22 protein-coding genes and 1 tRNA gene are annotated in these 26,407 nt (G+C 43.5%); 15 read left to right on the top strand and 8 right to left on the bottom strand.

All coding sequences use genetic code 11. The features are described from left to right. Nucleotides 1–126 precede the first annotated feature (126 nt). The 6 genes from arcA to NO989_RS19020 all read right to left on the bottom strand — a co-directional run bounded on the left by arcA (nt 127) and on the right by NO989_RS19020 (nt 6,914). Complete coding sequence (arcA, locus tag NO989_RS19045) at nt 127–834, bottom strand: two-component system response regulator ArcA (protein ID WP_014947922.1); 708 nt, start codon at nt 832–834, stop codon at nt 127–129. A 154-nt stretch (nt 835–988) separates the two neighbouring features. Then, complete coding sequence (locus NO989_RS19040; RefSeq protein ID WP_039236941.1) at nt 989–2,635, bottom strand: sensor histidine kinase; 1,647 nt, start codon at nt 2,633–2,635, stop codon at nt 989–991. A 107-nt stretch (nt 2,636–2,742) separates the two neighbouring features. Next, nucleotides 2,743–4,167: a glycogen synthase GlgA gene (gene glgA / locus NO989_RS19035; RefSeq protein ID WP_371343028.1), complete on the bottom strand. Its 1,425-nt coding sequence runs from the start codon at nt 4,165–4,167 to the stop codon at nt 2,743–2,745. A 149-nt stretch (nt 4,168–4,316) separates the two neighbouring features. Then, on the bottom strand, nt 4,317–5,399 hold the full coding sequence (locus NO989_RS19030; RefSeq protein ID WP_342326029.1) for a methyltransferase: 1,083 nt from the start codon (nt 5,397–5,399) through the stop codon (nt 4,317–4,319). Next, on the bottom strand, nt 5,399–6,118 hold the full coding sequence (gene trmB, locus NO989_RS19025) for a tRNA (guanosine(46)-N7)-methyltransferase TrmB (protein WP_014975405.1): 720 nt from the start codon (nt 6,116–6,118) through the stop codon (nt 5,399–5,401). Before trmB ends, NO989_RS19030 begins: the two co-directional genes overlap by 1 nt. 91 nt (nt 6,119–6,209) lie before the next feature. Further along, nucleotides 6,210–6,914, bottom strand: coding sequence for an alpha/beta fold hydrolase (locus NO989_RS19020; protein WP_278711765.1), 705 nt, complete (start codon nt 6,912–6,914; stop codon nt 6,210–6,212). Between the two features lie 113 nt (nt 6,915–7,027). Between NO989_RS19020 and mutY the strand changes: the two genes are divergently transcribed. The 6 genes from mutY to NO989_RS18990 all read left to right on the top strand — a co-directional run bounded on the left by mutY (nt 7,028) and on the right by NO989_RS18990 (nt 11,630). Then, nucleotides 7,028–8,095 (top strand): A/G-specific adenine glycosylase, encoded by a 1,068-nt coding sequence (mutY, locus tag NO989_RS19015; RefSeq protein ID WP_110288991.1) that lies wholly within the window; start codon nt 7,028–7,030, stop codon nt 8,093–8,095. A gap of 59 nt (nt 8,096–8,154) precedes the next feature. Then, on the top strand, nt 8,155–8,427 hold the full coding sequence (locus tag NO989_RS19010; protein ID WP_014947929.1) for an oxidative damage protection protein: 273 nt from the start codon (nt 8,155–8,157) through the stop codon (nt 8,425–8,427). A 151-nt stretch (nt 8,428–8,578) separates the two neighbouring features. Further along, nucleotides 8,579–8,654: transfer RNA gene (locus tag NO989_RS19005), tRNA-Phe, on the top strand. Between the two features lie 982 nt (nt 8,655–9,636). Continuing rightward, the gene (locus NO989_RS19000; RefSeq protein WP_148288986.1) at nt 9,637–10,020 is read left to right on the top strand and encodes a CopL family metal-binding regulatory protein; all 384 of its coding nucleotides are present in this window, start codon (nt 9,637–9,639) and stop codon (nt 10,018–10,020) included. A 104-nt stretch (nt 10,021–10,124) separates the two neighbouring features. Next, a complete protein-coding gene (locus NO989_RS18995) occupies nt 10,125–10,616 on the top strand; it encodes a DUF411 domain-containing protein (protein ID WP_012516827.1) in 492 nt (163 codons plus the stop codon). Nucleotides 10,617–10,793: 177 nt separating this feature from the next. After that, nucleotides 10,794–11,630 carry a formyltransferase family protein gene (locus tag NO989_RS18990; RefSeq protein ID WP_012516828.1) on the top strand — a complete coding sequence of 279 codons (837 nt, stop codon included), beginning with the start codon at nt 10,794–10,796 and terminating at the stop codon, nt 11,628–11,630. A 936-nt stretch (nt 11,631–12,566) separates the two neighbouring features. Here the strand turns inward: NO989_RS18990 and NO989_RS18985 are convergent. After that, on the bottom strand, nt 12,567–13,973 hold the full coding sequence (locus NO989_RS18985; RefSeq protein WP_069945556.1) for a heavy metal sensor histidine kinase: 1,407 nt from the start codon (nt 13,971–13,973) through the stop codon (nt 12,567–12,569). Next, the gene (locus tag NO989_RS18980; protein WP_156087391.1) at nt 13,957–14,640 is read right to left on the bottom strand and encodes a heavy metal response regulator transcription factor; all 684 of its coding nucleotides are present in this window, start codon (nt 14,638–14,640) and stop codon (nt 13,957–13,959) included. Before NO989_RS18980 ends, NO989_RS18985 begins: the two co-directional genes overlap by 17 nt. 747 nt (nt 14,641–15,387) lie before the next feature. Here NO989_RS18980 and NO989_RS18975 point away from each other — a divergent pair. The 9 genes from NO989_RS18975 (at nt 15,388) to NO989_RS18935 (ending at nt 25,704) form a co-directional block, all read left to right on the top strand. Beyond that, nucleotides 15,388–15,897 carry a DUF411 domain-containing protein gene (locus tag NO989_RS18975; protein WP_012516831.1) on the top strand — a complete coding sequence of 170 codons (510 nt, stop codon included), beginning with the start codon at nt 15,388–15,390 and terminating at the stop codon, nt 15,895–15,897. Beyond that, nucleotides 15,897–17,261 carry a TolC family protein gene (locus NO989_RS18970; RefSeq protein ID WP_014996986.1) on the top strand — a complete coding sequence of 455 codons (1,365 nt, stop codon included), beginning with the start codon at nt 15,897–15,899 and terminating at the stop codon, nt 17,259–17,261. Before NO989_RS18975 ends, NO989_RS18970 begins: the two co-directional genes overlap by 1 nt. Then, entirely contained in the window at nt 17,258–19,276 is a 2,019-nt protein-coding gene (locus NO989_RS18965; protein ID WP_156087392.1) for an efflux RND transporter periplasmic adaptor subunit, read from the top strand. Before NO989_RS18970 ends, NO989_RS18965 begins: the two co-directional genes overlap by 4 nt. Then, on the top strand, nt 19,273–22,410 hold the full coding sequence (locus NO989_RS18960) for an efflux RND transporter permease subunit (protein WP_020742692.1): 3,138 nt from the start codon (nt 19,273–19,275) through the stop codon (nt 22,408–22,410). Before NO989_RS18965 ends, NO989_RS18960 begins: the two co-directional genes overlap by 4 nt. A 257-nt stretch (nt 22,411–22,667) precedes the next feature. Then, on the top strand, nt 22,668–23,060 hold the full coding sequence (locus tag NO989_RS18955; protein ID WP_156079163.1) for a copper resistance CopC family protein: 393 nt from the start codon (nt 22,668–22,670) through the stop codon (nt 23,058–23,060). Between the two features lie 8 nt (nt 23,061–23,068). Continuing rightward, nucleotides 23,069–23,983 carry a copper resistance D family protein gene (locus NO989_RS18950; protein ID WP_015066006.1) on the top strand — a complete coding sequence of 305 codons (915 nt, stop codon included), beginning with the start codon at nt 23,069–23,071 and terminating at the stop codon, nt 23,981–23,983. Nucleotides 23,984–24,012: 29 nt separating this feature from the next. Continuing rightward, complete coding sequence (locus NO989_RS18945; RefSeq protein WP_232363009.1) at nt 24,013–24,474, top strand: DUF4440 domain-containing protein; 462 nt, start codon at nt 24,013–24,015, stop codon at nt 24,472–24,474. Between the two features lie 34 nt (nt 24,475–24,508). Next, a complete protein-coding gene (locus tag NO989_RS18940) occupies nt 24,509–24,991 on the top strand; it encodes a nuclear transport factor 2 family protein (RefSeq protein ID WP_371343027.1) in 483 nt (160 codons plus the stop codon). A 14-nt stretch (nt 24,992–25,005) separates the two neighbouring features. After that, a complete protein-coding gene (locus NO989_RS18935; RefSeq protein ID WP_371343026.1) occupies nt 25,006–25,704 on the top strand; it encodes a heparan-alpha-glucosaminide N-acetyltransferase in 699 nt (232 codons plus the stop codon). Nucleotides 25,705–26,407 lie beyond the last annotated feature (703 nt).

The raw sequence follows: 26,407 nt of genomic DNA, 5'->3' as shown, positions 1-26,407 counted from the left end.
ATCGCGATCGCAGCCTTCGGCTGCTAGAAAAAATAAACCCCTCCGAAAAAAGAGGGGTTTATCATCAATCTGAGCCGCTACACAGTAGCGGCTTTTCATTAATTCAAAACTCGTTCAGGCAACGTCTTAGCCGTCAACCTGACCGCAGAAACGGTAACCTTCACCGTGAATGGTTACAATCAATTCTTCATCTGAAGGATCTGATTCGAAGTGCTTACGAATACGACGAATCGTTACGTCAACCGTACGGTCATTCGGACGAAGTTCACGCCCCGTCATTTCCATAATTAGCTGCTCACGGGTAAGGATCTTACCTGGATTGCTTAGGAAAAGGTGAAGAGCGCGGAATTCACTGCGTGGTAGACGGAACTCTTTGCCGCTAGGCGAAATCAATGAACGGCTATCACCGTCAAGCGTCCAACCGTTGAAGCTTACACGGCTTGGTAAATCGTCGTCTTCTGAAGAGTTTGTAGTACGAGACAGTAAGTTGCGCGCGCGAATAGTCAATTCACGAGGGTTGAATGGCTTAGTCAGATAATCGTCTGCGCCAATTTCAAGACCTAGAATACGGTCAACGTCGTTATCACGACCCGTTAGGAAGATGAGCCCAACGTTTTTACGGTCACGTACTTCACGTGCCAAAATAAGGCCATTTTTACCCGGTAGGTTAATATCCATGATAACCAAATTGATAGCGTGATTCTCGAAGAAATCATGCATTTGATCACCGTTCTCGGCCTCAAACACATTATACCCTTCCGCTTCAAACAAACTCTTAAGCGTGGTACGGGTTACCACCTCATCTTCAACAATTAACACATTTGGCGTCTGCATGGTGTTCTACACTCTTTCTAAAATACGATTTAAGCAACTAACTGGTTAAATTTTAATATTCATGTACTTGATTGCAAGCAACTTGTGAATATTCTTACTGTTAAGGTATTGGGGTTAGCCAATAAAAATCAAGAAAAGTTCATACTTTATACAACTATTCTGACGTTTTCGCATTAACAACGGGGAAGATAATTACAAATTCTACGCCGTTGCCTTCCTCACTGGTGATCGATATTGAACCATTAAGGGCTTGCGTTACTAAGTTGTATACCAAGTGCATTCCCAATCCGGAACCACCTTGCCCACGCTTCGTGGTGACAAAGGGGTCAAATATCCGTTTGCGAATTTCTGGGGAAATGCCTTTTCCGTTATCGGTATAAACAAGCTTGAGCTTATTGCTACTCACCATTTCGGCACGAATATCAATTGTGCCTTCATCCATGGTTTCAAACCCATGAATAACCGAATTCATGATTAAATTAATCAAGATTTGATTTATTGGGCCAGCCTTCGTTTCAACGCTAAGGGTAGGGTCGCAATCTACGTTGATGTTGTGTTTTAATTTTTTGAGTCGAGGCTGCAATGACAATAGTATCTCATTAACTAGCTGTACAACGCAAAAACTTCGACTAGATTCTGAGGTTTGATCTACAGCAACCTGCTTAAAACTGCTAATAAGTTCGGCAGCTCTGTTCAAATTGCGGTAAATAATGTTGAGGTTTTCGTTACTTTCATCCAAAAAGCGTTTCATTGCACTGGCTTTCAGCGTTTTATTTTCAAAGTCTTTTTGAATAACCGCTAACCTGTCTAACATCATTGTCGACGCAGTAACGCCTAAACCTATCGGAGTATTTACCTCGTGCGCAACGCCCGCAACCATATCACCGAGCGAGGCCATCTTTTCATTCTGTACAATTTGACGCTGAAACTGATGTAGCTTTTCTAACGTTTGAATAAGTTCCTGGTTTGCATCCTTAAGGGCGGTGGTTCGGTGACTTACCATATCTTCTAAGCTGGCATTGAGCTTTCTATGTTGCTCCTCCGCCTGTCGTTGCTTTTGCATGTACTCTTGCATGCGAAACAGCATCACATTCACGGCGTCAGCCAAGATATCGAGTTCTCTAATAGTGGAGCCGCTGGCACGGGCTGAATAATCACGTTGTCGTGAAGTACGCTGCAAGAAGTTAGCAATGTCTTCAACGGGGCCAGTTACAATACGTTGCATACGCACTGCAAAGTAAAAGCTAATAGCCAAAAGCGCCAAGGCTACTGCCAAATTAAGCCAAATCGACTTTCCAACAAGCTGGTTAAAATTCTCTGAGGAAATTCGTAAATATATCCAGCCCAACTGAATGTTCGTCTCAGTGTCGAAGACTTTTGCACTTAATTCAAGGTATTGCCCATTGTCGGCCAATTGAGGTGTCATAAACATGGACGCCAGTTGATTTTCCTTGCCTCCTAACAATAACTGGCCTTCCTTGTTATAAGAGGCGAAAATCTGGGGCTCTAAGTTACCGCTTTGCGCTTTGTAAACGTGGGCATTTAATACATGGTCGGCGGCAGCAAGGTTACTTAGGGCAAGTTCAATGCGCTCTGGCGTTTCGTCATAAAGATACATAGCTGAACTGCTTGCGACCAACTTGGCTAACATGAGTGCGTTAGACTCAAGTTCATGACGGTAGGTTTTAATTTGCGTGTAGACGGCAAGACTGGATAACACTGCAAGCGAAAACGTCGTAATTGACATTACCACCCAAATGAAAAGGCTTTTAATCGTAAGCTTGACTACTTTATCCGTCATATCCGTTTTGCGTATTGTCCATTCGCGTCTTCCATATATTCATAGTGGCGCAAAAATGCGCAAAAAGGAAGGCGCCCATAAACAATAATTAATGTACGCAAAGCCCTTTAGTTGAGGGTTGAAACGTATAGTTGCTGGTAATTCTTCGCCGCTGCTTCCCATGTAAATCGCGTTCGCATTCCACGTTGCTGCATCGCCCTGAATTTTCCGGCATCTTCGTAGAACGCCAGCAGAGCTCGACGAATGCAAGATAGCAGTGCATGTGGCGTAGGATCATCAAACACAAAACCCGTACCTTCACTATCGTTGCTGTAATCGATAACCGTGTCTTTGAGTCCGCCTACCGAACGTACGATGGGGATGGTTCCATAAGCTAAGCTGTACATCTGGTTCAATCCGCACGGCTCAAACTGAGAAGGCATTAGGAAGAAATCAGCGCCGGCTTCTACCAAATGGGCATGTTCGGAACTAAACCCGTTTATAAACGCAAATTGGTCAGGGTGTTGTTGAGCGAATTCGCCAAGGTCCATACACACTTTAGGGTCGCCTGTGCCCACAATTACCATTTGAACATTGTGCTTAATTAAATCGTCCAAAATGGGCAGTATGTAGCCAAAGCCTTTTTGTTCAGTCAGGCGGCATACCATTCCAATAAGAGGTACATTGCCATTATCAGGTAATCCCGACTTCTCCTGTAATGCTCGCTTACATGCGGTCTTTGGATGAAGATTCTCTACACTGTAATTCTCAGGTAGGAATGTATCTGTTTCGGGGTTCCACTGCGTGTAGTCACATCCGTTAAGAATACCGCTTAAGTCGGCTTGACGATTTACAAGCCGCTCGTGCAGGCCATGACTACCCAGGTCAGTGAGTAACTCGCTTGCATAGTTAGGGCTTACGGTTGTCACTTTCGTGGCAAACTCAATCCCGCTTTGCAGCATATTGATGTAACCGCCGTGCACTTGCGCCAGAATGTTTGGATGATGGCGAAGAAAGGGAATGCTCTCAAGCTTATGCACGCCTTGAAAAGCCGCGTTATGAATAGTGAATATGGTTTTAGTACCGTCAAAATACCCGGATTTGTCGTGGGTAAGTAAAAACGGCAGCATGGCCGCATGCCAGTCGTGACAGTGAATAATGTCAGGCTTTTTATCGATAGCTTTTAGCGTTTGGAGTACGGCGCCACTGAAAAAGCTAAAGCGCTCACCATTGTCTTCATAGGCCTCAAATGCGTTGGCGTACAGCCCTTCACGCATAAAGTATTCGGTCGAGTCTACAAAGTAAATAGGAATACCGTGCCATTGCATGTAGCGAATATCAAAATGGTACACCTGACCTTCAGTAAACAGGGTTTGTTGCTCGATTATAGTTGGTAGGTTCAACTGTTCAGCCAGTACTTGGTAATAAGGCATAACAATGGTGATGCTTTCGCCCAAGGTATCTAGCGCGAGTGGGAGTGCTTTTCCAACGTCTGCAAGGCCGCCGGTTTTTACCAATTCTTCAACTTCTGAAATAGCAAATACAATATTCACAGGTGATCCCCCAGAGCGTAACGTGCAGTGCACTTGTAATGCTTAAATATAGTGTAAGGAAAAAGCGCCGTATGCCATTGCGTGGAGTACGCAATGGCATGAGCAACAGGTAGAAAAGCTAAATTAGCACAAGCTAATGGTTTTTTTAATTACAAAGCCGCTTGATAAACAGAAAATTGCGACGTTTGTGCTGTGGTATAGACCGTTTGGAAGTGCTCAGCGAGTAAACCTGGGTAGGGTAAGAATCGGTTTGCCACCATCTGCATAGTGCCGCCACGACTTAAGCTTGCTTTAGCGTCAGAAATAAAGCGCTTAGTGATGGTGTAGTCAGTTTTAATGCCAGTATGAAATGGCGGGTTGGTGACAATATGCTGTACTTTTTGAGTAAAACCGTGCAATCCATCCGCAGCATATAGTGTTGCTGATAACCCATTGTCTGCTAGGGTGAGTGCACTACAGTAAACCGCAAGTGCGCTGACATCAGTAAGATGAAGCTTCAAATGCGGATACTTAAGCATTATATAACTGGCAATCACGCCAGCGCCGCATGCGAAATCCAGAATTTCACCACTCAGTGATGTTGAGAGTTTTTCTAGTAAAAGCTCAGTTCCCGCATCCAGTTCTTTGTAGCTGAATACGCCAGGCATAGAGGCCACTTGCCAAGCTGTGCCCTCAACGTGATACGTATTCGTATCAAGCCATGCATCGGGTTCAAAGGCTAGGTGCGGCTCTTCAACCAAAACGGTGATAAGGCTGCAATGGCGAGCAGAATCAACCTTTTGGGTTGGGCCGTATTGGTCCATCAACTTAGCAGCACTTTTTATACCGCCCTTATTTTCACCCACCACGTGAATACGACCATTTTGGCCCACCATGCTGGCTGCCATTCGCAATAGCATCTGAAAATGGGTTTTTGCTTTGGGTAAGAAAATCATCACGTCAGTGTGAGATTTCTCTAGTGCAAGGAAAGGCGTAAAAATATGGGTATGATTACCGACTTTTTGCGTCACCTCAAAACCTGTGCGCGTAATATCTCGGCTATCAAACGATACCGAAGGTACGACTCTTACGCACTCTGAAAAAATATCGAAATATTGGTGAATTACCGTGACTTCTTGCGATTTAAGACCGTCCAGAAAATACGCATCAGAGGGATTGATAAATGCCCACTGGCCCTCGTCGAAAAGCGCGATATTTCGTTCTAACAGTTGGCTTTGAGGAGATAAAATCATTACTTAGTACGCTCGAAAATTAAATCCCAAACGCCATGACCAAGCTTTTGGCCACGGGTTTCAAACTTGGTAATTGGGCGGTAGTCTGGACGAGGTACATAGTCGCCGTTAGTTGCAGTATTGGTGTAACCGTCGGCATTGATCATAACGTCTAACATGTGCTCAGCATATTGCTCCCAATCCGTCGCCATATGAAAACAACCGCCAATAGCTAATTTGGTGCGAACCAGCTCAACAAATTCAGGTTGAACAATACGGCGTTTGTGGTGACGCTTTTTGTGCCAAGGGTCTGGGAAAAACAGCTGTAGGCGAGACAGTGAACCGTCTGGGATCATATTTTTAAGGACTTCTACCGCATCATGGTCCATTACACGCAGGTTTTCGACGCCTTGTTCGCTTGCTTCAGCTAAACATGCGCCAACGCCAGGACGGTGAACTTCAATGCCGATAAAGTCTTTCTCAGGGGCATTCGCGGCCATTTCAACCAGTGACTTGCCCATACCGAAGCCTATTTCTACAACGACAGGTGCGCTTCGGCCAAAAATTTCTGACAGCGATAACGGTGCTTCAGCGTAGTCAATGCCCTTGGTTGGCCAGTGATCTTCTAGCGCTTTTTCTTGTGCTTTAGTAAGTCTACCTTCGCGTTTCACGAAGCTTTTTACCTTGCTTACGTATACTCCAGCGGCTTCTGCTTCCGCCTGACTTTTGAATTGCCTCATTTGCAATGCCTTTCTTACCCAATTTTATGGTGGCGCATTATCCACTTACCCACGGCTTATGCAACGCTATCGTGGCAAAAATGCTGTAATTTTATACGCCAATTTGTTTCGCAATAATAGACGCTACGGCGTCAGTTTTCTCAAGTACTACCATATGCCCGGCGTCACTGATGGTGTGGAACGTCGCTTTGGGTAGCACATTTTTTAGCTGCTTAATTGTTTCTGCTGGTGCAATGGCGTCTTGCTGGGCAGTAATAAACGTTACTGACGCGTTGATCTTTGCGAGCGCTTTAACGGTACTTTCTCGTGGTGTGGTTGCTAGCGTGTGGTTGAGTAACGTTGTTTTACCTAAATCCTGCGCCATCGATTTTACAACGCCAGCCACGTTTTCATCCGCTAAGCGGGAAGGGTGGATAAATCGCGAAAGATAAGCGTCGTTGTCGGGCTTAAAGTTACCTTGCTTAAGCATAGTAGTAAGCTGCTTACGCTTTACAATTTCTTCTTTTGATAACCCTTCTGGGTTGTAACCGATTAAGGTTAGCGAAGCAATATTGGCAGGATTGCGCTGTGCTACTAATGCAGCTATAAACCCGCCCATCGAATAACCCACAAGGTGCACTTTTTCGTTATCAAGAATACGATCTTCACTTAATGCCAGCATTTCTTCTAGCGATGCTGCCCATTGAAGCGGTACATAACGACGTTGTGCAATATTTAGTTCGCGCCAAAGCGGTAGAAATACGCGCTCGTCACAGAGCGTACCGGGAAAAAATAAAACAGGGTGCTGCACAGACACGTGTGCTCCTTAACAATAAACTGGCTAGTTACATGCTACCATAGCGCGCTTTTTAATGAATGGTCGCTAAGTAGAAAACGACCAAGCGGTAGTAACTGCCCATACAGACGATTATGACAGAACAACAATATACAGGTAGCTTTGCAGAGCGAGCACTCGCATGGTTTGATAAACACGGGCGAAAGCATTTGCCTTGGCAACAAGACGTTACGCCTTATAAGGTGTGGGTGTCGGAAATAATGCTGCAGCAAACTCAAGTCACCACGGTAATTCCCTACTTTAAACGCTTTATGGCGTCTTTTCCCACCGTGCACGACTTGGCTAAGGCTTCTCAAGACGACGTGCTTCATCATTGGACTGGGCTTGGCTACTACGCAAGAGCAAGAAATCTTCACAAAGCTGCGAATACGCTGGTAGAAAAGTACAACGGCGAGTTTCCCTATAGTCTAGAAGAAGTCATGGATTTGCCCGGCATAGGGCGATCTACCGCTGGGGCGATACTTTCGCTATCTCGCAATATGCGCTTTCCTATATTAGATGGCAATGTGAAGCGTGTGCTGGCCCGATACTATGCAATCGGCGGGTGGCCGGGACAGAAAAAGGTAGAGAATCAGCTTTGGGAAGTGGCCGAGAAAAACACGCCTACCAATTCAGAAGGCGGACGTTGTGCCAACTATACGCAGGTGATGATGGACTTGGGCGCGATGATCTGTACGCGAAGCAAGCCAAAGTGTGATGAGTGCCCGCTTCAAGCCGACTGTATTGCCTACGCCCAAGGCGCGCAAGCCGACTACCCGGGTAAGAAGCCGAAAAAGGCGCTACCGGAGAAATCCACCTATATGATGGTGGCACAGTTTAACAGCCAAGTGTATTTAGAGCAGCGTCCCTCAACAGGGCTGTGGGGTGGCCTATATGGTTTTATTGAGGTGTCTTCAATAGAAGAGGGGATTGAGCAGTTGGCCAAGCGAGGTATCAGTGTCGACGAAACCCGAACGCTTGAAGGGTTCCGTCATACCTTTAGCCATTTTCATTTAGATATCACCCCGGTGGTGGCCGTGGTAAACTCTGCTCCATCAAAGCGCGTAGCCGAAACGGCATTTCGTTGGTTTTCGTTGAACGAGCCTATTGAAGTTGGTTTGGCGGCACCTACAACCAAGATTATTCAGCAGTTAATGCGTTAGGCGTTCTAAGCCCAACGCAATATTTTTTGCTAAGCAGATAGCGAACGAAAGGAAATAACATGGCAAGAACGGTATTTTGTCGCAAGCTTCAAAAAGAAGCTGACGGCTTAGATTTCCAACTTTACCCGGGGGAGCTGGGTAAGCGTATTTTCGACAACATTTCTAAAGAAGCATGGGCCGAATGGCAGAAAAAGCAAACCATGCTAATTAACGAACACAAGTTGAATATGATGGAGCCGAATGCCCGTAAGTTTTTAGAAGAAAAAATGTCGGCATACTTGTTTGACGACGTAGAGCCTACGATTGAAGGCTACGTTCCGCCTGAAAAATAAGCAAAAAAGCGTTTTTTGAGCAAACAATGCGCAAACAGTAATAAAAGCGCAAAAAAAGCGAGAAAAACGGTTGACTTGTGAAGGCGAAAACCGTTTAATACGCACCCACAGCAGGACAGGCAGCAAACGCCTAGAACGCTAACAAGTTTCAGCCTCGATAGCTCAGTTGGTAGAGCAGCGGATTGAAAATCCGCGTGTCCCTGGTTCGATCCCGGGTCGAGGCACCATCATTCAAGCCCTTGCAGAAATGCGAGGGCTTTTTTGATCCCGGTGGTTGAAAACACAGGCACACGCTAACGTGCCCCTGCGGCTGCGCCGCGCGTTGCAATCCCGGAGCGAGGCACCATTATTCAGAAAGCCCTGCATGAAAATGCGGGGCTTTTTGTTTTAGCAGTCTAACTTTATTTTACTGTGAGTAAGTTTGAAGTTTCGGTAATTGAATATGTGTATAAAATCTTCAGAGAATTTATACAAAGTAGATTTAGGGTCTTTGATATTGTTATTAGGATAATATCCTTTCCCAAAGAATTTGCTTAATATAATTTTGACAGTCTTATGTAGGCGGCCGAGAATGGAAAGGATGATCTGCGTGGACTATTCCAATGTTGTCAAAGTTCGTTTCAATAGATATCGAAAGAGGTAACTTGTTAGCTAAGTTAAAATATTTATTCTTAAGCTCATTGTCTAAGTATTGCCACCATTTACCTTCATTCTGATACCAAAGCTCAGATTGGTATAGCTTGCTCAAATTGATTTCTAATATTAGTTTTTCATGATTCCCTAATACAGAAAAGAATCATTTCTCATCTAATAAATTCAAACACCTCTCAGAATTTAGGTTTCTGTCAATAAGGTCGCCGACATCAAAAACTCTATCTGTCAGAGCGCGAGTTCCTCAAGCATTTATTTGTCAGCCTCCTCAATTTTTTGTGTAAGTCCGGGTACCTCCTGTTATAACGTTAATGGAACTGGACAAAGAGAAAGCATTGTGGCAACTACTTAGAGCGTTCAAGTTCTATCGCAGTATCTGAATTACGGATTTAGTGGCGCGGCTAAAAATTTGCATTGTTGTAGGCTATTTCTCTCATCATGACTATTTCTAAAATTCTGCCGATGAATGGGCTATTCTGATTACAAATTAGTCTCGACTGTTTACCAATTCGAAAAAATCCATTATTCTCCGTATAGGTTATGTTCAATGCTTAAAAAATGTCTAAATCCCTATCAAAATTAATACTAGTATTTACAGTGCTATCTGCCCTCGTTGGGCAAGCTATGGCTATAGATACTATGAGTTTTGAAATGGCTATTGACAACAAACACTACAATAGCAATTCTGAATCGAATTGCTCTATGAACATGAGCCATGGTATGAGAGTAGATTCTAGCAGTTCCGAGAACGCTAGTATTAAAGATTGTTGCAACACGTCGGAATGCACATGCCCACCAGGTGGTTGTACTCATGCTCCCGTCCTTATAGCTTTCATGATGATTGTTCAACGCCCAGTGGTGCCGGACGCTTCATTTGGCTTATTCTTCCAACAACCAGTTACAGTAACTTCCTCACTTTTTCGCCCCCCGATATTTGCCTAACACAGGGTTAGTGCGTCCAAATTTCACGCACAATTTGTTTCAGTTCCTGTTTATTATCTAGGTGCTAATGTACCTATATGTGCCAGCTTTGTCTGGAGGCAAAAATGTTAAAAAAAATCACCTATCAAGCTGCGGTATTACTGCTAATTCTACCTGGCGTTGCCATGGCAAATATCCACCATGGCGCAAACGATGTCTTCGAATTATTAGTTTATAAATCACCATCGTGTGGATGCTGTAAAAAGTGGATAACCCATCTAGAAAGCCAAGGGTTTCACCTACGTACAAAGGACTTTCATAACTTGAGCAACATCAAGAACGAATACGGAATTTCGCCAAGTCTTCGCTCTTGCCATACCGCTGTTACAGAAAGTGGCTTTGTATTTGAAGGCCATGTCCCTTCTAAGTTTATAAAACGATTTTTGTTAGAAGAACATCCAAAGGCTATCGGGTTATCTGTTCCGGCTATGCCAGTAGGTTCACCCGGAATGGAAGTAGCAGAGCAATTTATGCCTTATACCGTTTTCATTATATATCAAGATGGGAGCTACGAACCTTACGCGAAAGTAGATAGCTACGACAGTCAATTCGATTGAAGTCAAAGTTAAACAAATAAATGCGCACTTTTGACAATCAAAGTAATTTTAATTTTTAAAAACCGAATATTAACCAAAGATAGAGGTAATCATGAAAGCACTTGTTAAATCATTTGCAATATTTAGTGTACTGCTAAGCAGCATGGCATTCGCTACTCTCAGAAGGTGCAAACATATATGAAGATAGTTTATTTTGGAAGTGACTTATTCTCGAATTGTTTGTCACTTCTAATCAAAATTAGATTGAACATTGAGCTCGTTTTCATAAACGATGTTCAGGAAAATGCGAGCTTTATCAAACGAATTTGTCGTACACACAATATTGTTTATTCCACCGAACGCCCAAGTGTCGTGACTCTTAAAGAATATTTAAATGACGAGCAGACAGTCTTTGTTGTAGCAGATTACGGATACAAACTACCCATAAACGAAATAAAATATGCGATTAATATCCACCCATCTTTACTACCCAAAAGTAGAGGCCCAACCCCACTAACCTACATTATCGACAACCCTGAGAACGCGGGTGTTAGCATTCATAAACTTACTGAGAAACTTGATGCAGGTAGCATCCTAATCCAAGAGAAATTTGAGGTCGAAGACAATGAAACGATATCATCATTGATGGTCAAGTCTCAGTTACTCGCAGAAACTCTGTTAGAAGAATTACTCAATAACTTTAATGAGCTTTATAATAACGCCACACCTCAATTGGAAAAGCTAGCGTCATTCCAAAGTCTACCTCCAGTAAAAAGAAGGTTTGTAAATTGGGATCAAAACACCACTCAATTTAGTCATGCTCTTCGACAATACGGGCACTTTGGGATTCTTATTTCGTTAGATAACGCGTTATATATCGCAAATGATGTCGAAGTCACAACTTTCAGTCACGATTTCACGTGCGGTAGCGTAATCTTTGAGGATGCACTAATTAAAAGCATTGCTATAAATGATGGCTATGTTGTACTTTCTAAGCGTAGTTTAAGGCTATATGAATCAAGAGTACTAAACTAGTTGATTACGGCTTTAATATTTAAAGGCCCTACGCACTTTTTTGTGTTGATCTGCGTCAAAGTAAGAATAACGGAATACCGCTACTATTTCCTTACTCACTGATGGAGTTTATTTGTGTCAGGCATTTATAAATGGTTTAAATTAGTACTAATAGCTGCGCTGCTTTCACAGCATGGCTTTGCTATGACGAACCCAATTATATGTGATGGTCACGACACATCAGAATCTCATATATCCTCAAATGATTCCTTATCAAACGTAGAACATACTAATTTAAATAATCACACACTTCATTCAGAAAAAGAACCAAGATGCACAGCACTGCGAAGGAAATGATCAATCGATATGCGCGTGCTGCATAGGTGCTTACTGTGCAACTTCTTTAACCCAATTTTTTGCTCCTGTGCAATCCGTTTTTTCGAAAAATAGCATTTTGGCTTTTTATAAACATACACAATGGCACTGATATTTGTGGCGTCACCGTCCGAGCGTGTGGGAAAATTTCAAACGATGCGAATGAAATAGTCCTAAGTGTGATTGGCCACAATGAGTCAATGATGACGACTATTATAGCAGCTGAAACAACACGACAGATGTGCGTTTTCCATCTGGCTCCAGGTGTTTTTCACAGTGAGCAGGTTATCATTCTTTATCCAATAATTGAGGAACTGAAAAATGAGTTTCCCAATTTGGTAGTGAGGCTCTAGGCTTGGTTTTTTCCGAAGGTATTAATCAACTTATTCCGAACTGTTAGATCAATTGTTGATACACACAAGTAAAGCCTATACCAGCAACTGTATTAAGATTAATGATGAAATGTCCAGTTTTATGAAGCAGGTGTTGGAAAGTGCAAACATGACAAATGAGGGGAAGTGGCCGATACATCAGCTTCAGAAAGTGACCACCTGTTTAGATTCCAGGACGAAGTTTGATTGATTATTTGTGGAATGAAACAACAAATACGGTTAAGTTGTCATCTGAGCTAACCGTTAGTTTAGCTCCGTTCATGTGAAGCAATGAACGAGCGATAGTCAATCCTAAACCAACGCCTTGACCATGATTTTTTCGTGAAGGGTCTGCTCTAAAAAAGCGATCAAAAAGTCTCTGAAGATGGTCATCAGAGATTTTCGGGCCTGGATTTGAAACGGTAATTTTTGTATGTTCATCGTTGGTAGATACTGCTACCTTAACAATCGCGTTTTCGAAGGAATATCGAATTGCGTTTGATAATAGATTACTCATAGCTTGTCGAAACATGGACCTATCGCAATCAATTGTGGCATCGGCCCCTCGGATGCGAATTTGAATTTGTCTTTCTTCTGCCAGTAGTTCAAAATACTCAACTAATTCTTGAAGCTCTGCTCGGCAATTTAGTCGCTCTAACTGTGGCTTGACGAGTCCATGTTCCGTTTTGGCTAGAAGTAACATGTCACTGACCATCTTGGTCATACGTTCGTATTCTTCCAAATTAGAATATAAAATATCAACATATTCACTTTCAGTGCGCGGTTGATTCAGAATAACCTGCGTTTGAGTTGTCAGGTTTGTGACCGGTGTTCTCAATTCATGCGCAATGTCCGCAGAAAAATATGAAAGTTGCTCAAAGCCAGCTTCGAGTCGTTCAATCATAGCATTAAACGACCCCACTAATCCTGCGAGCTCGACCGGTACCTCTAAAGGATTTAGTCGGATATCGAGCTTGTCAGCAGTAATAGAACCTATTTTTCTACTCAGTTTTCGTAGCGGCGAGTGGCCTCGATACACAGCAAAACGTGCCACTATTATCGTGATCAAACCAGACACGAAAATAATGCCCCATAACGTCTTTTCAAAGTCTTCCATGTAATTCATGTGAAATTCCATGTTGGAGGCTACCACAACACGGTATGTAGACTTATTCTGACCAGTGCTGACGGTCACGAGAGCTTCAGTTGCTCGCAACATATGGGATCCATCAAAAAAAAGTGTCAACATATCAGGCGTTATGAGATCGTTGTCAAACAATTGACCGGGGTATTTGTGCAAGTTAACGCCTTTACTCGAAAATACGGATTCTCCATCTTCATTTTGCACAAGGTAATAGACTCCATGATGACCAGACACTGCTTCAACGAGGATACTCGAAGGTGCCACCTTTTCAGTGTATGCTTCGCTAAGCTTTCGTTTTACAGCATGGAATACCTCATTTAATTCATCAGCATCCTGTTCAGCAAAATGCGTTGCAATTGATTGTTGAACGATTAAGCTGATTATTGTAAGGCACAAAAATACGGTAATGCCAACAAGTATAGTGACTCTAAACGCAAGAGAGTTTGGCCGTTTTAGTTTATTCGTTACTATCATCTACACTCATTTTATAGCCCATCCCCCTGACAGTTTGAATTAGCTTTACAGGAAAGTCATCATCAATTTTTGCGCGCAATCTTCGGATAGCGACATCAATGACATTCGTGTCACTGTCAAAATTCATGTCCCATACCTGAGAGGCGATCAAAGAACGGGGCAATACTTCACCTTGACGTCTGACTATTAGTTCAAGCAATGTAAACTCTTTAGTCGTCAGATTGATTACTTTGCCACCGCGCTTCGCAACGCGAGAAGGGATATCAAGCTCCAAATCTGCAATGTGTAACGTGTTGTTAGGGACAGACGTCCCTCTCCTGATCAAGGTGCGCACTCTTGCGAGGAGTTCCGCGAAAGCAAACGGTTTAACCAAATAATCGTCTGCGCCTAACTCAAGTCCTTTGACTCTGTCATTAACGTGATCGCGAGCGGTTAAAAAAAGAACGGGTGTAAATTTACCAGACTCTCTCAATGAAGACAGGATTTTCCAACCTTCTATGTCGGGCAGCATTACATCGAGTACGATTAATTCATAATCACCAATCATCGATTTGTGGTGACCATCCAGGCCAGTCCTTACTAATTCTACAACAAAGCCGGATTCAATTAGCCCTTGTTTGATGTAATCGCCCGTTTTTACTTCGTCTTCGACTACAAGTATTTTCATGGTATGTGATTAACCTGCTGCATAGCTTTAATTCAATGGAGTAAGCCTGTTGAATACACCGCAATCGTAAAATGCTGTTAGTATACTAATAATAAAACGTATGCCAGCAACCAACAGAGTATTCAATATACTAATGAGCGCGCCACATCGTAGCTCGAAGTCGCAAATATTCAACTAAAAATACATTTTCGCTATCAATATCGCTCATGATTACAAAATTGTAATGTCAAGGTAATCTGTCTGTCAGGGCCATTTGATATTCTCATTGCCGTAGCTAATCCGTGAAAACGCGTTTCATTAAAGGAGTCAGGTTTAAGTGAAACTTTCATTCGTCAAATACCTCTTTGTTATCGCTTTGTTGAGCGTGCAAGTAAGCGGGTCTTTCGCGAGTGTAGCTACGCCATGTGCAAGCGATATGGTGCATGAAATAGATAACAGAATCGGTCATCACATGGACCACTCATCACACGACGCATCAGAGAGTTGTTGCAATCAAAATTGCTGTTGTCCCATGGCAGTCTTTCAGCTCGGCATGTTGGCTGGGGAGAGTTTCGAAACACCAAAACTGTTGAACACCCCAGCCCTAAGCAAACAAACAAGGCTGCATAAAGTCTTTATCGCTATACATTTACGCCCCCCAAAATACTCTCTCGTGTAATTAGATTAGTCGATGTAAAGACTAACAGTTACTGCACGTGACGTTTCCATCGTAAAGCGTGCAAAATCCAATATATGTGAGAGTTGTTTATGAACAAAAATATACCGTTTGGGGCTTTGTTTTCTTTAGTCCTCTTTTTAACGGCGTGCAGTGATGTACTGCAGGCAAAGAATGATGCAAAGTCTGCAACACAGGCACCGAAATTCACATTACATGTCTACAAGAGTAGAACATGTAAATGTTGTCAAAAATGGGTGCGACATGTTGAAGAACATGGCTTTGAGACAGATGTGACAAATGTCACGCTAATGTCCGGAGTCAAAGATAAATATGGCGTCGAACCCCAGTATCGCTCCTGCCATACTGCTCTTTCTCAGGACGGGTTTGTATTTGAGGGGCACATACCCGCAAAATACATCCAACAATTTTTAGAAAACCCTCCTGAAGGGGTTTTAGGGTTGAGCGTTCCAGCCATGCCAATTGGATCGCCGGGCATGGAAGTTGACGAACGATTCCAACCTTACCTTGTATTGCAACTCAATGTAGATGGTTCAGTTACGACCTTTGCTGAAGTCAACACCTATGAGGAGCAATTCTAATGAACCGGTTTTGTCTTTTTGTTTCTATTTGGGGAGCGTTCTCGTTCTCGATGGTCTCTCCCGCTATCGCGAATGAAAAATTAACGCTCAAACGTGCAGTAGAAATAGCGGTAGAAAATGATCCATGGCTCGTTAGCAGTGCACATCGTGAACGTGCCACATTGTCCAGTAGTGTCGTCGCCTCGAGCCTACCAGACCCCGTTGTCAACATCGGTTTAGCAAATGTACCCACTGATGGTTTTGCGTTTGATCAAGAGCCCATGACTCAGCTAAAAGTAGGTGTGTCACAGATGTTTCCTCGTGGTGATTCGTTAGCCATAAGGTCTCGTCAATTGCGGGAGCAAGCAGCAGAGCATCCCCTGATGAGAGCCGACCGAGTGGCCAAAGCACGCGTTCAAGTATCAAACTTATGGTTAGAAATATATCGGGCGCAGCAAAGTGTAAAGCTAATTGATGAAGATAAAGCGTTATTTGAACAGCTCAGCGATATCGCAAAGGCAAATTATTCAACTGCCTTTGGACGCGTAAATCAGCAAGATATCGTTCGTGCAAAGTTGGAATTAACAAGGTTGGAAGACCGACTTACTAAACTACGAGCATTAGAAGAAAGAGCCACAGGGAAGCTTCTAGAGTGGCTAGTTAGAGATCAAAATTATCCAAGTCAATCGGGATTTGATGCCTTTTCTCGATTAACGTTGCCGCATGCCCTACCTGAGATCAAAAACATGGGGCAGAATATGAGAACAATACTTGAGCGCAGAGATCAACAATCGCTTGCAATGGTTCTCAATCAACACCCTTTGATCCTCTCGATAGAGCAAAGAATTCGCGCCAGCCAAACCGGTATTGACCTTGCCAAAGAAAAATACAAGCCACAATGGGGGGTTAACGCTAGTTACGCCTACAGAGACGACACGCCCGACGGTACAAGTCGAGCAGATTTTTTATCGATGGGTGTAAGTTTCGATGTACCTCTTTTTACAGAAAACCGCCAAGACCAAGAGGTTTCGGCTGCCGTAAGCCTATCTGAAGCCATTAAAACCGACAAGCGCTTAGTCCTCAGAGAAATGATGTCATACATCCAGTCTTTATATGCGGAAAATGAGCGATTAATGGAGCGACAAGCGCTGTACGAACTCGAATTGTTAGAGCAAATGCAAGAGCAAGCTGAGGCATCGCTCAATGCTTATACCAACGACGAAGGAGACTTTGCTGAGGTAGTGCGTGCTCGTATTGCGGATCTTAATGCCAGAATTGACGCACTGGATATCAGTGTGGATTTGGTCAAAACAAAAATTCAACTCAACTATTACTTTGATACCAACGCAGGTATTCCTTTGTCTCAAATCGGAGAACAACAATGAGCACAATTAAAGCACTCGTCATAGGCGGGGTAGCAGGCGGTATTATGACTGCGTTGGCATTCACGTTTCTGATACCATCTTCATCATCCACCGCGAATAATGAGCAAAACGAAGAGAAGCAACCGTTGTATTGGGTTGCGCCGATGGACCCAAATTACCGCAGAGACGAACCAGGAAAGTCTCCGATGGGCATGGATCTCATTCCTGTCTACGAAGAAAGTTCAAGTGGTGATGCGGGCCCAGGAACAATTACTATAGCGCCAAATGTGGAGAACAATCTTGGTGTTCGAACTGCGAAAGTGCAGCGCCGCGCGCTGCATGTCCCTATTAGAACTGTCGGGTACGTTCAATACAACGAAGAAACATTAATCCATGTGCATCCTCGCGTTGAAGGCTGGATAGAAACACTGCATGTAAAAGCATCAGGAGAATATGTTAAAAAAGGGGAACCACTTTACTCTCTATACTCGCCTGAGTTAGTGAATGCACAAGAAGAATTGCTGCTTGCTATGCGCAGAAACAACAAAGATCTGATCGTAGCTGCTCGTTCTCGCTTAAATGCATTGCAAGTGCCTGAAGACGTCGTGGAGACGTTAATAAAAACAAAAAATGTTCAGCAAACCGTTACCTTTTCCGCACCCCAAACCGGATTCGTAGATAATTTAAACATTCGAGAAGGTTTTTTTATAAAACCTGGCGTTACAGTCATGTCGATTGGTGCATTGGATGAGGTTTGGGTTGATGCAGAGGTATTTGAGCGACAAACCGCCCAAATAGTGGAAGGGTTGCCTGTTACTATGACATTAGATTTCCTCCCCGGAAAGACGTGGCAAGGCGTTGTAGACTACGTCTACCCAACCCTTGAACAGAGTACCCGCACACTGCGTGTGCGTCTTCGCTTTGCTAATCAAGATTATACGTTAAAGCCGAACATGTTCGCTCAAGTGACTATCCACTCTGATATGGATTCGACCAACTTGATCGTGCCAACCGAAGCGGTTATTCGAACAGGCAATCAAAATCGCGTTGTATTGGCATTGGGAGATGGAAAATTTAAATCAGTTGCAATCAAAATTGGGCGAGTGGTTGACGAGTTTACAGAAGTACTTGAAGGACTGATCGATGGTGACAGCATTGTCACCTCCGCTCAATTTATGCTTGATTCAGAGAGCAGTATTAGCTCTGACTTTAAGCGAATGGAACCCCCTGAAGAAAGTCCAACATCGGTCTTCACAGAGGTGATGATCACAGACGTGATGCCTTCTCACAACATGATAACTGCAAAACATGGTCCAATTCCAGAATGGGATTGGCCGTCGATGACCATGGATTTTGTGGTAGCGGAGCATATCAATTTAGCAACGGTCAAAGGTGGTTCATCGGCACATATCGAGATCAGTAAGCAAACTGATGGTCAATATGTGGTGACAACCGTGCACATTATCGATTCAGCACAAAGTACACAGGCGACGATGTCTGAAAGCGTTTGGGCTGAAGTCAAGATTAATTCTGTAATGGATGGGCATCGAATGATAAATGTCGATCATCCCGCGATAAAAGAGTGGGATTGGCCCGCGATGACGATGGATTTTAATGTGGCAGATAACATAACCTTGTCTGATTTGGCCTCTGGAACGCTTGCGCATATTGAAATTTCAAAATCCTCAAGTGGCGAATATCTTGTTTCTACCATTCATGTTGTTGAAGAGGCAAGTAGTGAAACAAGTACCGCTGTCGACGCTGTGTGGACTCAAGCAACGGTCAATGCAGTGATGAGTGCTAACAACCAGTTAAGCCTTGAACATGACACTATTGAGGCGTGGGATTGGCCTGCAATGACAATGGATTTCAACGTCGCTAATGAGATTGATTTATCTGACATTACCGCTGGTATGCGACTGCACATCGAAATTACCAAAACCCAAGACGGTGCGTACGTTATTACCACATTACATATACAAGCATCTGATAAAGGAACGATGGATCACAGCCAACATGAAGGAGCGCACGAATGATAGAAGCAATCATACGTTGGTCGGTCTCAAACCGCTTCTTTGTTTTACTCGCAACCATCATCATAGTCGGTGGCGGTTTAGTTACAATGAAAAATACGCCAGTAGACGCGATCCCAGATTTATCCGATGTCCAAGTGATAATCAAAACGAGTTATCCTGGTCAAGCGCCACAAGTTGTAGAAGATCAGGTAACGTACCCGCTAACGACCGCCATGCTTTCCGTACCGGGTGCACAAACGGTTCGAGGTTATTCGTTTTTCGGTGACTCCTACGTTTATATCATTTTTGATGATGATACCGACTTATATTGGGCAAGAAGCAGGGTGCTTGAATATTTATCGCAAGTTGCCCCCAATCTACCTGAAAACGCCAGGCCGCAATTAGGTCCAGATGCCACAGGCGTTGGTTGGGTTTATCTGTATGCATTGGTCGACAGAACCGGCCAACACGATATTTCTCAATTACGCAGTTTGCAAGACTGGTTCTTGAAATTTGAGCTCCAAACTGTGCCTGGCGTGTCCGAAGTCTCGGCGCTAGGGGGTATGGTGAAACAGTATCAAGTGAAAGTAGATCCTGAAAAACTCCGCGCTTACGGTATACCGCTTTCTCATATTCAGATGGCAATAAAGCGAGGAAATCAAGAAGTTGGGGCCTCTGTAGTGGAGCTTGCAGAAGCTGAGTACATGGTTCGTGCCACGGGGTATATTTCTGATAAGAAGGATATCGAAACCATTCCTCTTGGCGTCAATGACAATGGCACACCGCTTTTAATAAGGGATATTGCCACTGTAGATATCGGTCCACAAATGCGCCGCGGTATAGCAGAGCTAAACGGCGAAGGGGAAACAGTCGGCGGTATTGTCGTGATGCGTTTTGGTGAGAATGCTCAAAAAACGATAGATGGCGTCAAAGCAAAACTAGAGGACTTAAAAAAAGGACTACCTGATGGCGTTGAGGTGGTCACTGTTTATGATCGTTCCGCATTAATTGAAAGAGCCGTTGATAACCTAGCTTCGAAACTAGTGGAAGAGTTTATCGTAGTCGCTTTGGTATGTGTCGCTTTTCTTTTTCATGTTCGGTCGTCACTCGTCGCAATCATCAGTATTCCTGTCGGGATCATTACCGCGCTAATCGTTATGTATATGCAAGGGATCAATGCCAATATCATGTCGTTGGGCGGCATTGCTATTGCCATTGGCGCCATGAGTGATGGTGCGATCGTTATGATTGAAAATATGCACAAACACATGGAAAAGACGCCTCTTACCAAGGAAAATCGCTGGCAGGTTGTTATCGATTCTGCGGTCGAAGTTGGACCTGCGTTATTTTTCAGTTTGTTGATCATTACGGTTAGTTTTGTACCTGTTTTTACGCTTGAGGCCCAGGAAGGGAGGATGTTTTCCCCTCTTGCTTATACGAAAACATATGCAATGGCTGCATCAGCGGCACTTGCGATTACACTGGTCCCAGTCTTAATGGGGTATTTTGTACGTGGAAAGGTTTTGCCTGAACACAAAAACCCAGTCAACAAGTTTTTAACGTTTTTATACATACCGACGCTCAAGACAGTTTTGCGCTTTCCAAAGTCAACGATGGTCGCAGCATTGATTGTCTTGGCTATCGGGCTTTGGCCAATTGATAAAATTGGTAGTGAATTTATTCCCCCGCTTGACGAAGGCGATTTGATGTATATGCCAACCACCTATGCCGGCATATCAATCGGGAAGGCACGAGAGCTTCTTCAACAGACCAACAAATTAATAAAAACCGTGCCAGAAGTAGAAACGGTATTTGGCAAAGTAGGGCGGGCGGATACGGCGACGGACCCCGCGCCACTGACCATGATTGAGACATTCATTCAATTGAAACCCAAAGAACAATGGCGAGAAGGGATGACCACGCAGGACCTTATTAAAGAGTTTGATGCAGTGGTCAATTTACCGGGCTTAACCAACGCATGGGTGATGCCAATAAAAACCCGAATTGACATGCTTGCCACAGGAATTAAAACCCCTGTTGGGATTAAAATTGGTGGTCCCGATCTAATGGAAATTCAAAAAATCGGCCAACAAATTGAGTCAATATTAACTGACGTCGATGGCACGGCTTCAGTGTATTCTGAACGCGTCGCTGGCGGTCGCTACTTGAAAGTCGACATTGATCGCGAAAAAGCCGCCCGATATGGGCTCAATATCGCTGATGTTCAGCAAATTGTCTCTAGTGCAATTGGCGGTGTTAACGTAACACAGAGTGTAGAAGGGCTGGAGCGCTATCCAGTAAATATTCGTTATCCGCAGTCATACCGAAGCTCTCCAGAGTCGCTTTCTTTGTTACCTGTAGTGACACCACAAGGAAAACGTATAGCCTTAGCTGATGTTGCTGACGTCTACATCGAAGACGGACCACCGGGTATCAAGAGTGAAAACGCGCGGCTCAATGGATGGGTGTATGTTGACATCGATGGTGTAGACATAGGCACGTATGTGGCTACCGCGCAGCAAGTTGTTGCTGAACAACTCGTTTTACCCGCCGGCTATTCAATTAATTGGTCTGGCCAATACGAGTATATGTTAAGGGCAAAGGAGAAGCTCACTTACGTTGTGCCTTTGACGCTCGCTATAATCGTTATTCTATTGTACCTCAACTTCCGAAACTTCATTGAAGTGGCGATTATTATGGGGACGTTGCCATTGTCGATGGTTGGCAGCATATGGCTTATGTACATCGAAGGCTTTAATTTCTCCGTGGCCGTAGGCGTAGGTTTCATTGCCTTGGCCGGTGTCGCTGTAGAAATAGGAGTCATTATGCTTGTATATCTCAATCATGAATATCAGGCACTGATGGATAGATGCAAAGAAGGGGGTACCTTACCGAGCGCCGAGATGTTGACCGAGGCAGTACTGCACGGTGCAGGATTGCGTGTTCGTCCCGTCATGATGACAACGGCCACTATCATCTTTGGATTGCTGCCGGTTTTATATGGCTCTGGTACGGGGTCCGAAGTCATGAGTCGGATTGCCGCGCCGATGGTGGGAGGAATGGTTAGTGCGATTATTCTGACACTACTCATATTGCCTGCCATTTATTTAATATGGCGCAAACAACAGCTTAAATACTTGGCTGTCGTTGCGTAATGAAAGGACCTGTTCGCCGTTCACATCGTTGGCTTATGCTGCTGGTCGGCGGGCAGGTGTTGTTTTGGTCGTTAAGCGGCCTTTACATGGTCTGGTTTGATATCTACTACATTCAGGGTGAACATTTTTTTACCTGGGCCCAGCGCGATGATGAAAGACGTCACAGGCTTGCTGATCGACAATACCATTGACCCAAATGCCATCAATATTGAAGCATTTGTGTCATCTATAACCCATCAAGTCTAAGGAGACTTCAAATGAAACTAATCTTTTCAATGCTCATGATAGCCTTAAGTTTTTCAACTTTTGCTCACACAACACTCAAGACATCTACGCCTAAGGATAATGCGATGTTGATGTCATCTCCACCTGAACTATCATTGGTTTTTACCAAGCCTGTAAGGTTGGCTAGAGTCACATTGCAATCGAAAAGTGGGGAAACCATTCCGTTTGAGTTTAAGCCAAGTACGGAACTCGCTAGTGCCTTTAGTTACGAATTACCCGGATTACCAGTAGATACATACACTGTCAATTGGATGTTGCTAGGTCAGGACGGTCACAAAATGGAAGGGGCTTTTAGTTTTATGGTGCATGCTTCAATGATGAAACATAACGATAAAAAGCACGACAGCACGCACGGCAACCATTAGAGGACGCTATGGACATTTGGCAGTTGGGGTTGTTGATTTCAAAGTTTGGTGTTTATCTCGGCGTATCAGCGCTGCTTGGTGGTGGTTGGATTTTGTGCATTACCAATACTGATACTGACACCAAATTTACTCTACCCGCAAGCTTACAAACAACGGTAACAAGGCACATGCGTTTGTTTGCGGTCATTGGCATCATTTTTAGTGCTTTTGACTTTTTGTTTCAGGTTGGGCAGCTCGCTCAATCTGGATACGCTGGTATGTTTGACCCCGTTATGCGAGAGATGGTCGCGCATTCAACGCTCGGAGATGTTGCAAAAAGTCGACTAGTGCTGTTCGCAAGTGCGCTACTATATTTAACCTATTTAGGTCATTCAATTAGAAAAAATGCTTTTATTTCAAATCACTCTCTTGGAATTTTCATTGTTATTGCGTTGGCAGGATTTGGGTATACATTTACATTAACTGGGCATACTCAACAGTTACAACCTAGTTTCAAGTTTATCCTGGCTGCTCATGCCGTTATTGCGCTCGCGTGGGTGGGTTCACTCTGGCCTCTTTCAAGGACGTGCGTAGCGCTTTCTAACCCCAATTTGCACCTCGTCATGACAAAATTTGGGAAATCGGCTGTATACCCCATTGGGGGGTTAATTATTGCTGGTTTACTACTGGCTTGGCAACTTGTGCGTTCTGTTAGCAGTTTGCTTGACACAAACTACGGCTTTGTATTGCTTGTTAAGCTGTTGTTTGTTGGTGCCATCTTTCTGATCGCGTTGTTACACAAACTGCGATTGGCTCCTCAGCTTTTAACCGGCATAACCAGTCCTCGAACGCTTCAAAAATCAATCCAAATCGAACTTTGTATAGGGATATCTATTTTAATGGTGACGGTGGTGTTAAGTACCGCCGTAGGCCCCAATTATTGAAGAAACACAAAATGAAAAAAATCTACTTGTTGTCAATCATACTCTTTCCTTTGCTATTAACTAACAGTGTTAATGCTCATGATAAATCGCATAACGACACCAGCAATAGTCCTATGTTCTCAGGGCTAGACTCCGACGCAGGAATAATAGCAAAACAATTCCACAAAGCACTCTCCGACGCTAATGCAGAGACAGTCATGAGCTTACTTGCCGATAATGTCCTTATTTTGGAAGGTGGCAGAATTGAGCGCAGTGCCGACGAATATCGTGCACATCATTTGCAAGCAGACATGCAATTTTCATCTGCCGTAACCACGAAGACGATTGAGCATCATGTTCGTGTGCATGGTAATACAGCTGTCTCCATTTCAAGAAGTCACACTTCTGGAAACTATAAAGGTCGAGATATTGATAGGACAGGCAATGAAACGCTCTTTTTAACGCTGATCAATGGACAGTGGAAAATCAGTCATATTCATTGGTCTCACTAACTCCCCACCAAACTAAAATAAAAAGGTCACAATAATGAAACTTTTCTATGCAAGCTGCGTTGTTATTTTTTTGGCCACATCACCATACATTTATGCGTCTGAGCAAACGAACGACGAAACAGAGATACTAGAAATGATCCAAGATATTGAAAAGGGGTGGGAGTCTGGTAACGGTATGCCGTTCTATCAACACTATCTTGGCCAGGTAGGTGCGCGTTACATTGAGTCAGGCAGTCAGAATAAAGGTTTAGAGGATTTGGTCAAAAATCATGTAGAGCCGGAAAAAGAGGTATTGAAACGATTGACCATTGATATTCTAGATATCGAAACAAACGTTGAAGGAGACTTCGCTTGGGCAATTACGACAGTAAATGTTTCAGGAGAAGTGCGCAAAACCGGCGCAGTTTTTGATAAAAAAGGATTTCAAACCTATTTGTTTCGCCGAACTGATGAAGGATGGAAGGTCATTCATTCGCATTCATCCACCCGTGATAATAAGCCACATAAGCACCGTTAACAACGTTGAATTCCGTGCAAAATCGCAATATCACATTGGATGCAATACGAACGTTAGCCATTGTGTTGATGGTTGTATTCCATTTTGCTTACGATCTTCGTTTTTTTGGTTGGGTTGATTGGAATGTCCCCAATGGAAAAGGGTGGAGGGAGTTTCGGTATGTAATATTGACGCTCTTCTTTGTGAGTGTAGGCGCGTCGCTCGTGCTCGGGAATTTTCGAAAATTTAATCTAAAAATGTTTTTACTGCGGCTGTTTTCCATAGCGTTCTGGGCCGCGGTAATATCGCTTTTTACGTATTATTTTTTTAATGCAAACTGGATATTCTTTGGCGTATTGCATTTTATTGTAGTAGCAAGTGTTTTGTGTGTTCCGTTGATTCGAAAACCCATATTGTCGCTGTTGTTGGGTTTTGTTGCGGTCACGTTGTTTAACATTGGCCTAGTATCCAGTAAATGGCCATTTAATCTGATCAGTTTGTCACTACCTCATTCTCCAAACGATTACGTTGCGATTTTTCCATGGATAGGTGTTGTATTGTTTGGTATTGCGATAGGGCACGTTTTGAAAAGCGGATTTGATCCGTTTGCAAAATGGAATATCCCGAATAACTTGACTCTTCTCGGACGGCATAGTTTAGCGGTTTACATATTGCATCAACCTATCTTTTTTGCGCTGTTTGGTACTATCTATTGGTTTAGCTCATCGGTGTAACTATGCACCTTTTACTTTGCCATAAATCACCTTCAGTAATTAATATCCGCTATGCTGCCGCAGACATAAAATTACGATGAGATATGCACATTATGAGGGAAGGTAGAGTCAAGGCAGCAGAGTAATGCTTGATAAACGCATATGCGCTTGCGCGCAAATGCGTGTGTCGATACACTCTCGATATCAACGCTAATGTGTTTACAGCAACGCAAGATTAATTCGGAGAAGATTGTGCTTTTAGTGCCAACAAACCCAGACTACCGTTAATACTCAAACAGTTTTGGTCGTTCTTCTTTGAAGTTGGTGTATTTTGACCACAAAGAGTTGCATTCTCTTGACTCTATTACGTCAGTTATTTGTCTTACAGTAGCCATATCGTTTTCTACCAGCAATGCAGACACTTGTGATAACATTTCGGCTTTAGCGGGTTGTTATTCAAAAATTTCATGAAGTCTCAAACATCCCCTGATAAAAACCAAGCTGTCTACCATGCAGATTACGCGAAAAATGAAACGCGGTAACCGCTCTGGTGTTTTGTATTCGCTTCGTTTAACCAAAAGAGTAAATTCTGCTCAAAAGCAACAAGGTTTTCATTGATCCGTTGCGTCGCATCGACATTCAATATAGGGGTTTTGCGCCCATCCCCTCGAAATCGGCATTAGGAATTAAAACATTGAGTCTGTTATGATTATGAAAAAATAAT

Origin of the sequence: Alteromonas sp. DY56-G5 (assembly GCF_041414725.1) — a bacterium.
Lineage (GTDB): Bacteria > Pseudomonadota > Gammaproteobacteria > Enterobacterales > Alteromonadaceae > Alteromonas > Alteromonas macleodii.
Note: the sequence above shows the minus strand (reverse complement) of the source record. Positions and strands in the feature narration are given on the sequence as shown.

What these genes read in the sequence shown, in the direction of transcription:
- NO989_RS18950 (WP_015066006.1), top strand. Translation starts at nt 23,069, where the DNA reads ATGGACATTTGGCAGTTGGGGTTGTTGATTTCAAAGTTTGGTGTTTAT.
- NO989_RS19030 (WP_342326029.1), bottom strand. Translation starts at nt 5,399, where the DNA reads ATGATTTTATCTCCTCAAAGCCAACTGTTAGAACGAAATATCGCGCTT.
- NO989_RS18990 (WP_012516828.1), top strand. Translation starts at nt 10,794, where the DNA reads ATGAAGATAGTTTATTTTGGAAGTGACTTATTCTCGAATTGTTTGTCA.
- NO989_RS18965 (WP_156087392.1), top strand. Translation starts at nt 17,258, where the DNA reads ATGAGCACAATTAAAGCACTCGTCATAGGCGGGGTAGCAGGCGGTATT.
- NO989_RS18955 (WP_156079163.1), top strand. Translation starts at nt 22,668, where the DNA reads ATGAAACTAATCTTTTCAATGCTCATGATAGCCTTAAGTTTTTCAACT.
- NO989_RS19010 (WP_014947929.1), top strand. Translation starts at nt 8,155, where the DNA reads ATGGCAAGAACGGTATTTTGTCGCAAGCTTCAAAAAGAAGCTGACGGC.
- NO989_RS18940 (WP_371343027.1), top strand. Translation starts at nt 24,509, where the DNA reads ATGAAACTTTTCTATGCAAGCTGCGTTGTTATTTTTTTGGCCACATCA.
- NO989_RS18995 (WP_012516827.1), top strand. Translation starts at nt 10,125, where the DNA reads ATGTTAAAAAAAATCACCTATCAAGCTGCGGTATTACTGCTAATTCTA.
- NO989_RS19040 (WP_039236941.1), bottom strand. Translation starts at nt 2,635, where the DNA reads ATGACGGATAAAGTAGTCAAGCTTACGATTAAAAGCCTTTTCATTTGG.
- arcA (WP_014947922.1), bottom strand. Translation starts at nt 834, where the DNA reads ATGCAGACGCCAAATGTGTTAATTGTTGAAGATGAGGTGGTAACCCGT.
- NO989_RS19000 (WP_148288986.1), top strand. Translation starts at nt 9,637, where the DNA reads ATGTCTAAATCCCTATCAAAATTAATACTAGTATTTACAGTGCTATCT.
- NO989_RS18960 (WP_020742692.1), top strand. Translation starts at nt 19,273, where the DNA reads ATGATAGAAGCAATCATACGTTGGTCGGTCTCAAACCGCTTCTTTGTT.
- trmB (WP_014975405.1), bottom strand. Translation starts at nt 6,118, where the DNA reads ATGAGGCAATTCAAAAGTCAGGCGGAAGCAGAAGCCGCTGGAGTATAC.
- NO989_RS18985 (WP_069945556.1), bottom strand. Translation starts at nt 13,973, where the DNA reads ATGATAGTAACGAATAAACTAAAACGGCCAAACTCTCTTGCGTTTAGA.
- NO989_RS18970 (WP_014996986.1), top strand. Translation starts at nt 15,897, where the DNA reads ATGAACCGGTTTTGTCTTTTTGTTTCTATTTGGGGAGCGTTCTCGTTC.
- NO989_RS18975 (WP_012516831.1), top strand. Translation starts at nt 15,388, where the DNA reads ATGAACAAAAATATACCGTTTGGGGCTTTGTTTTCTTTAGTCCTCTTT.
- mutY (WP_110288991.1), top strand. Translation starts at nt 7,028, where the DNA reads ATGACAGAACAACAATATACAGGTAGCTTTGCAGAGCGAGCACTCGCA.
- NO989_RS18980 (WP_156087391.1), bottom strand. Translation starts at nt 14,640, where the DNA reads ATGAAAATACTTGTAGTCGAAGACGAAGTAAAAACGGGCGATTACATC.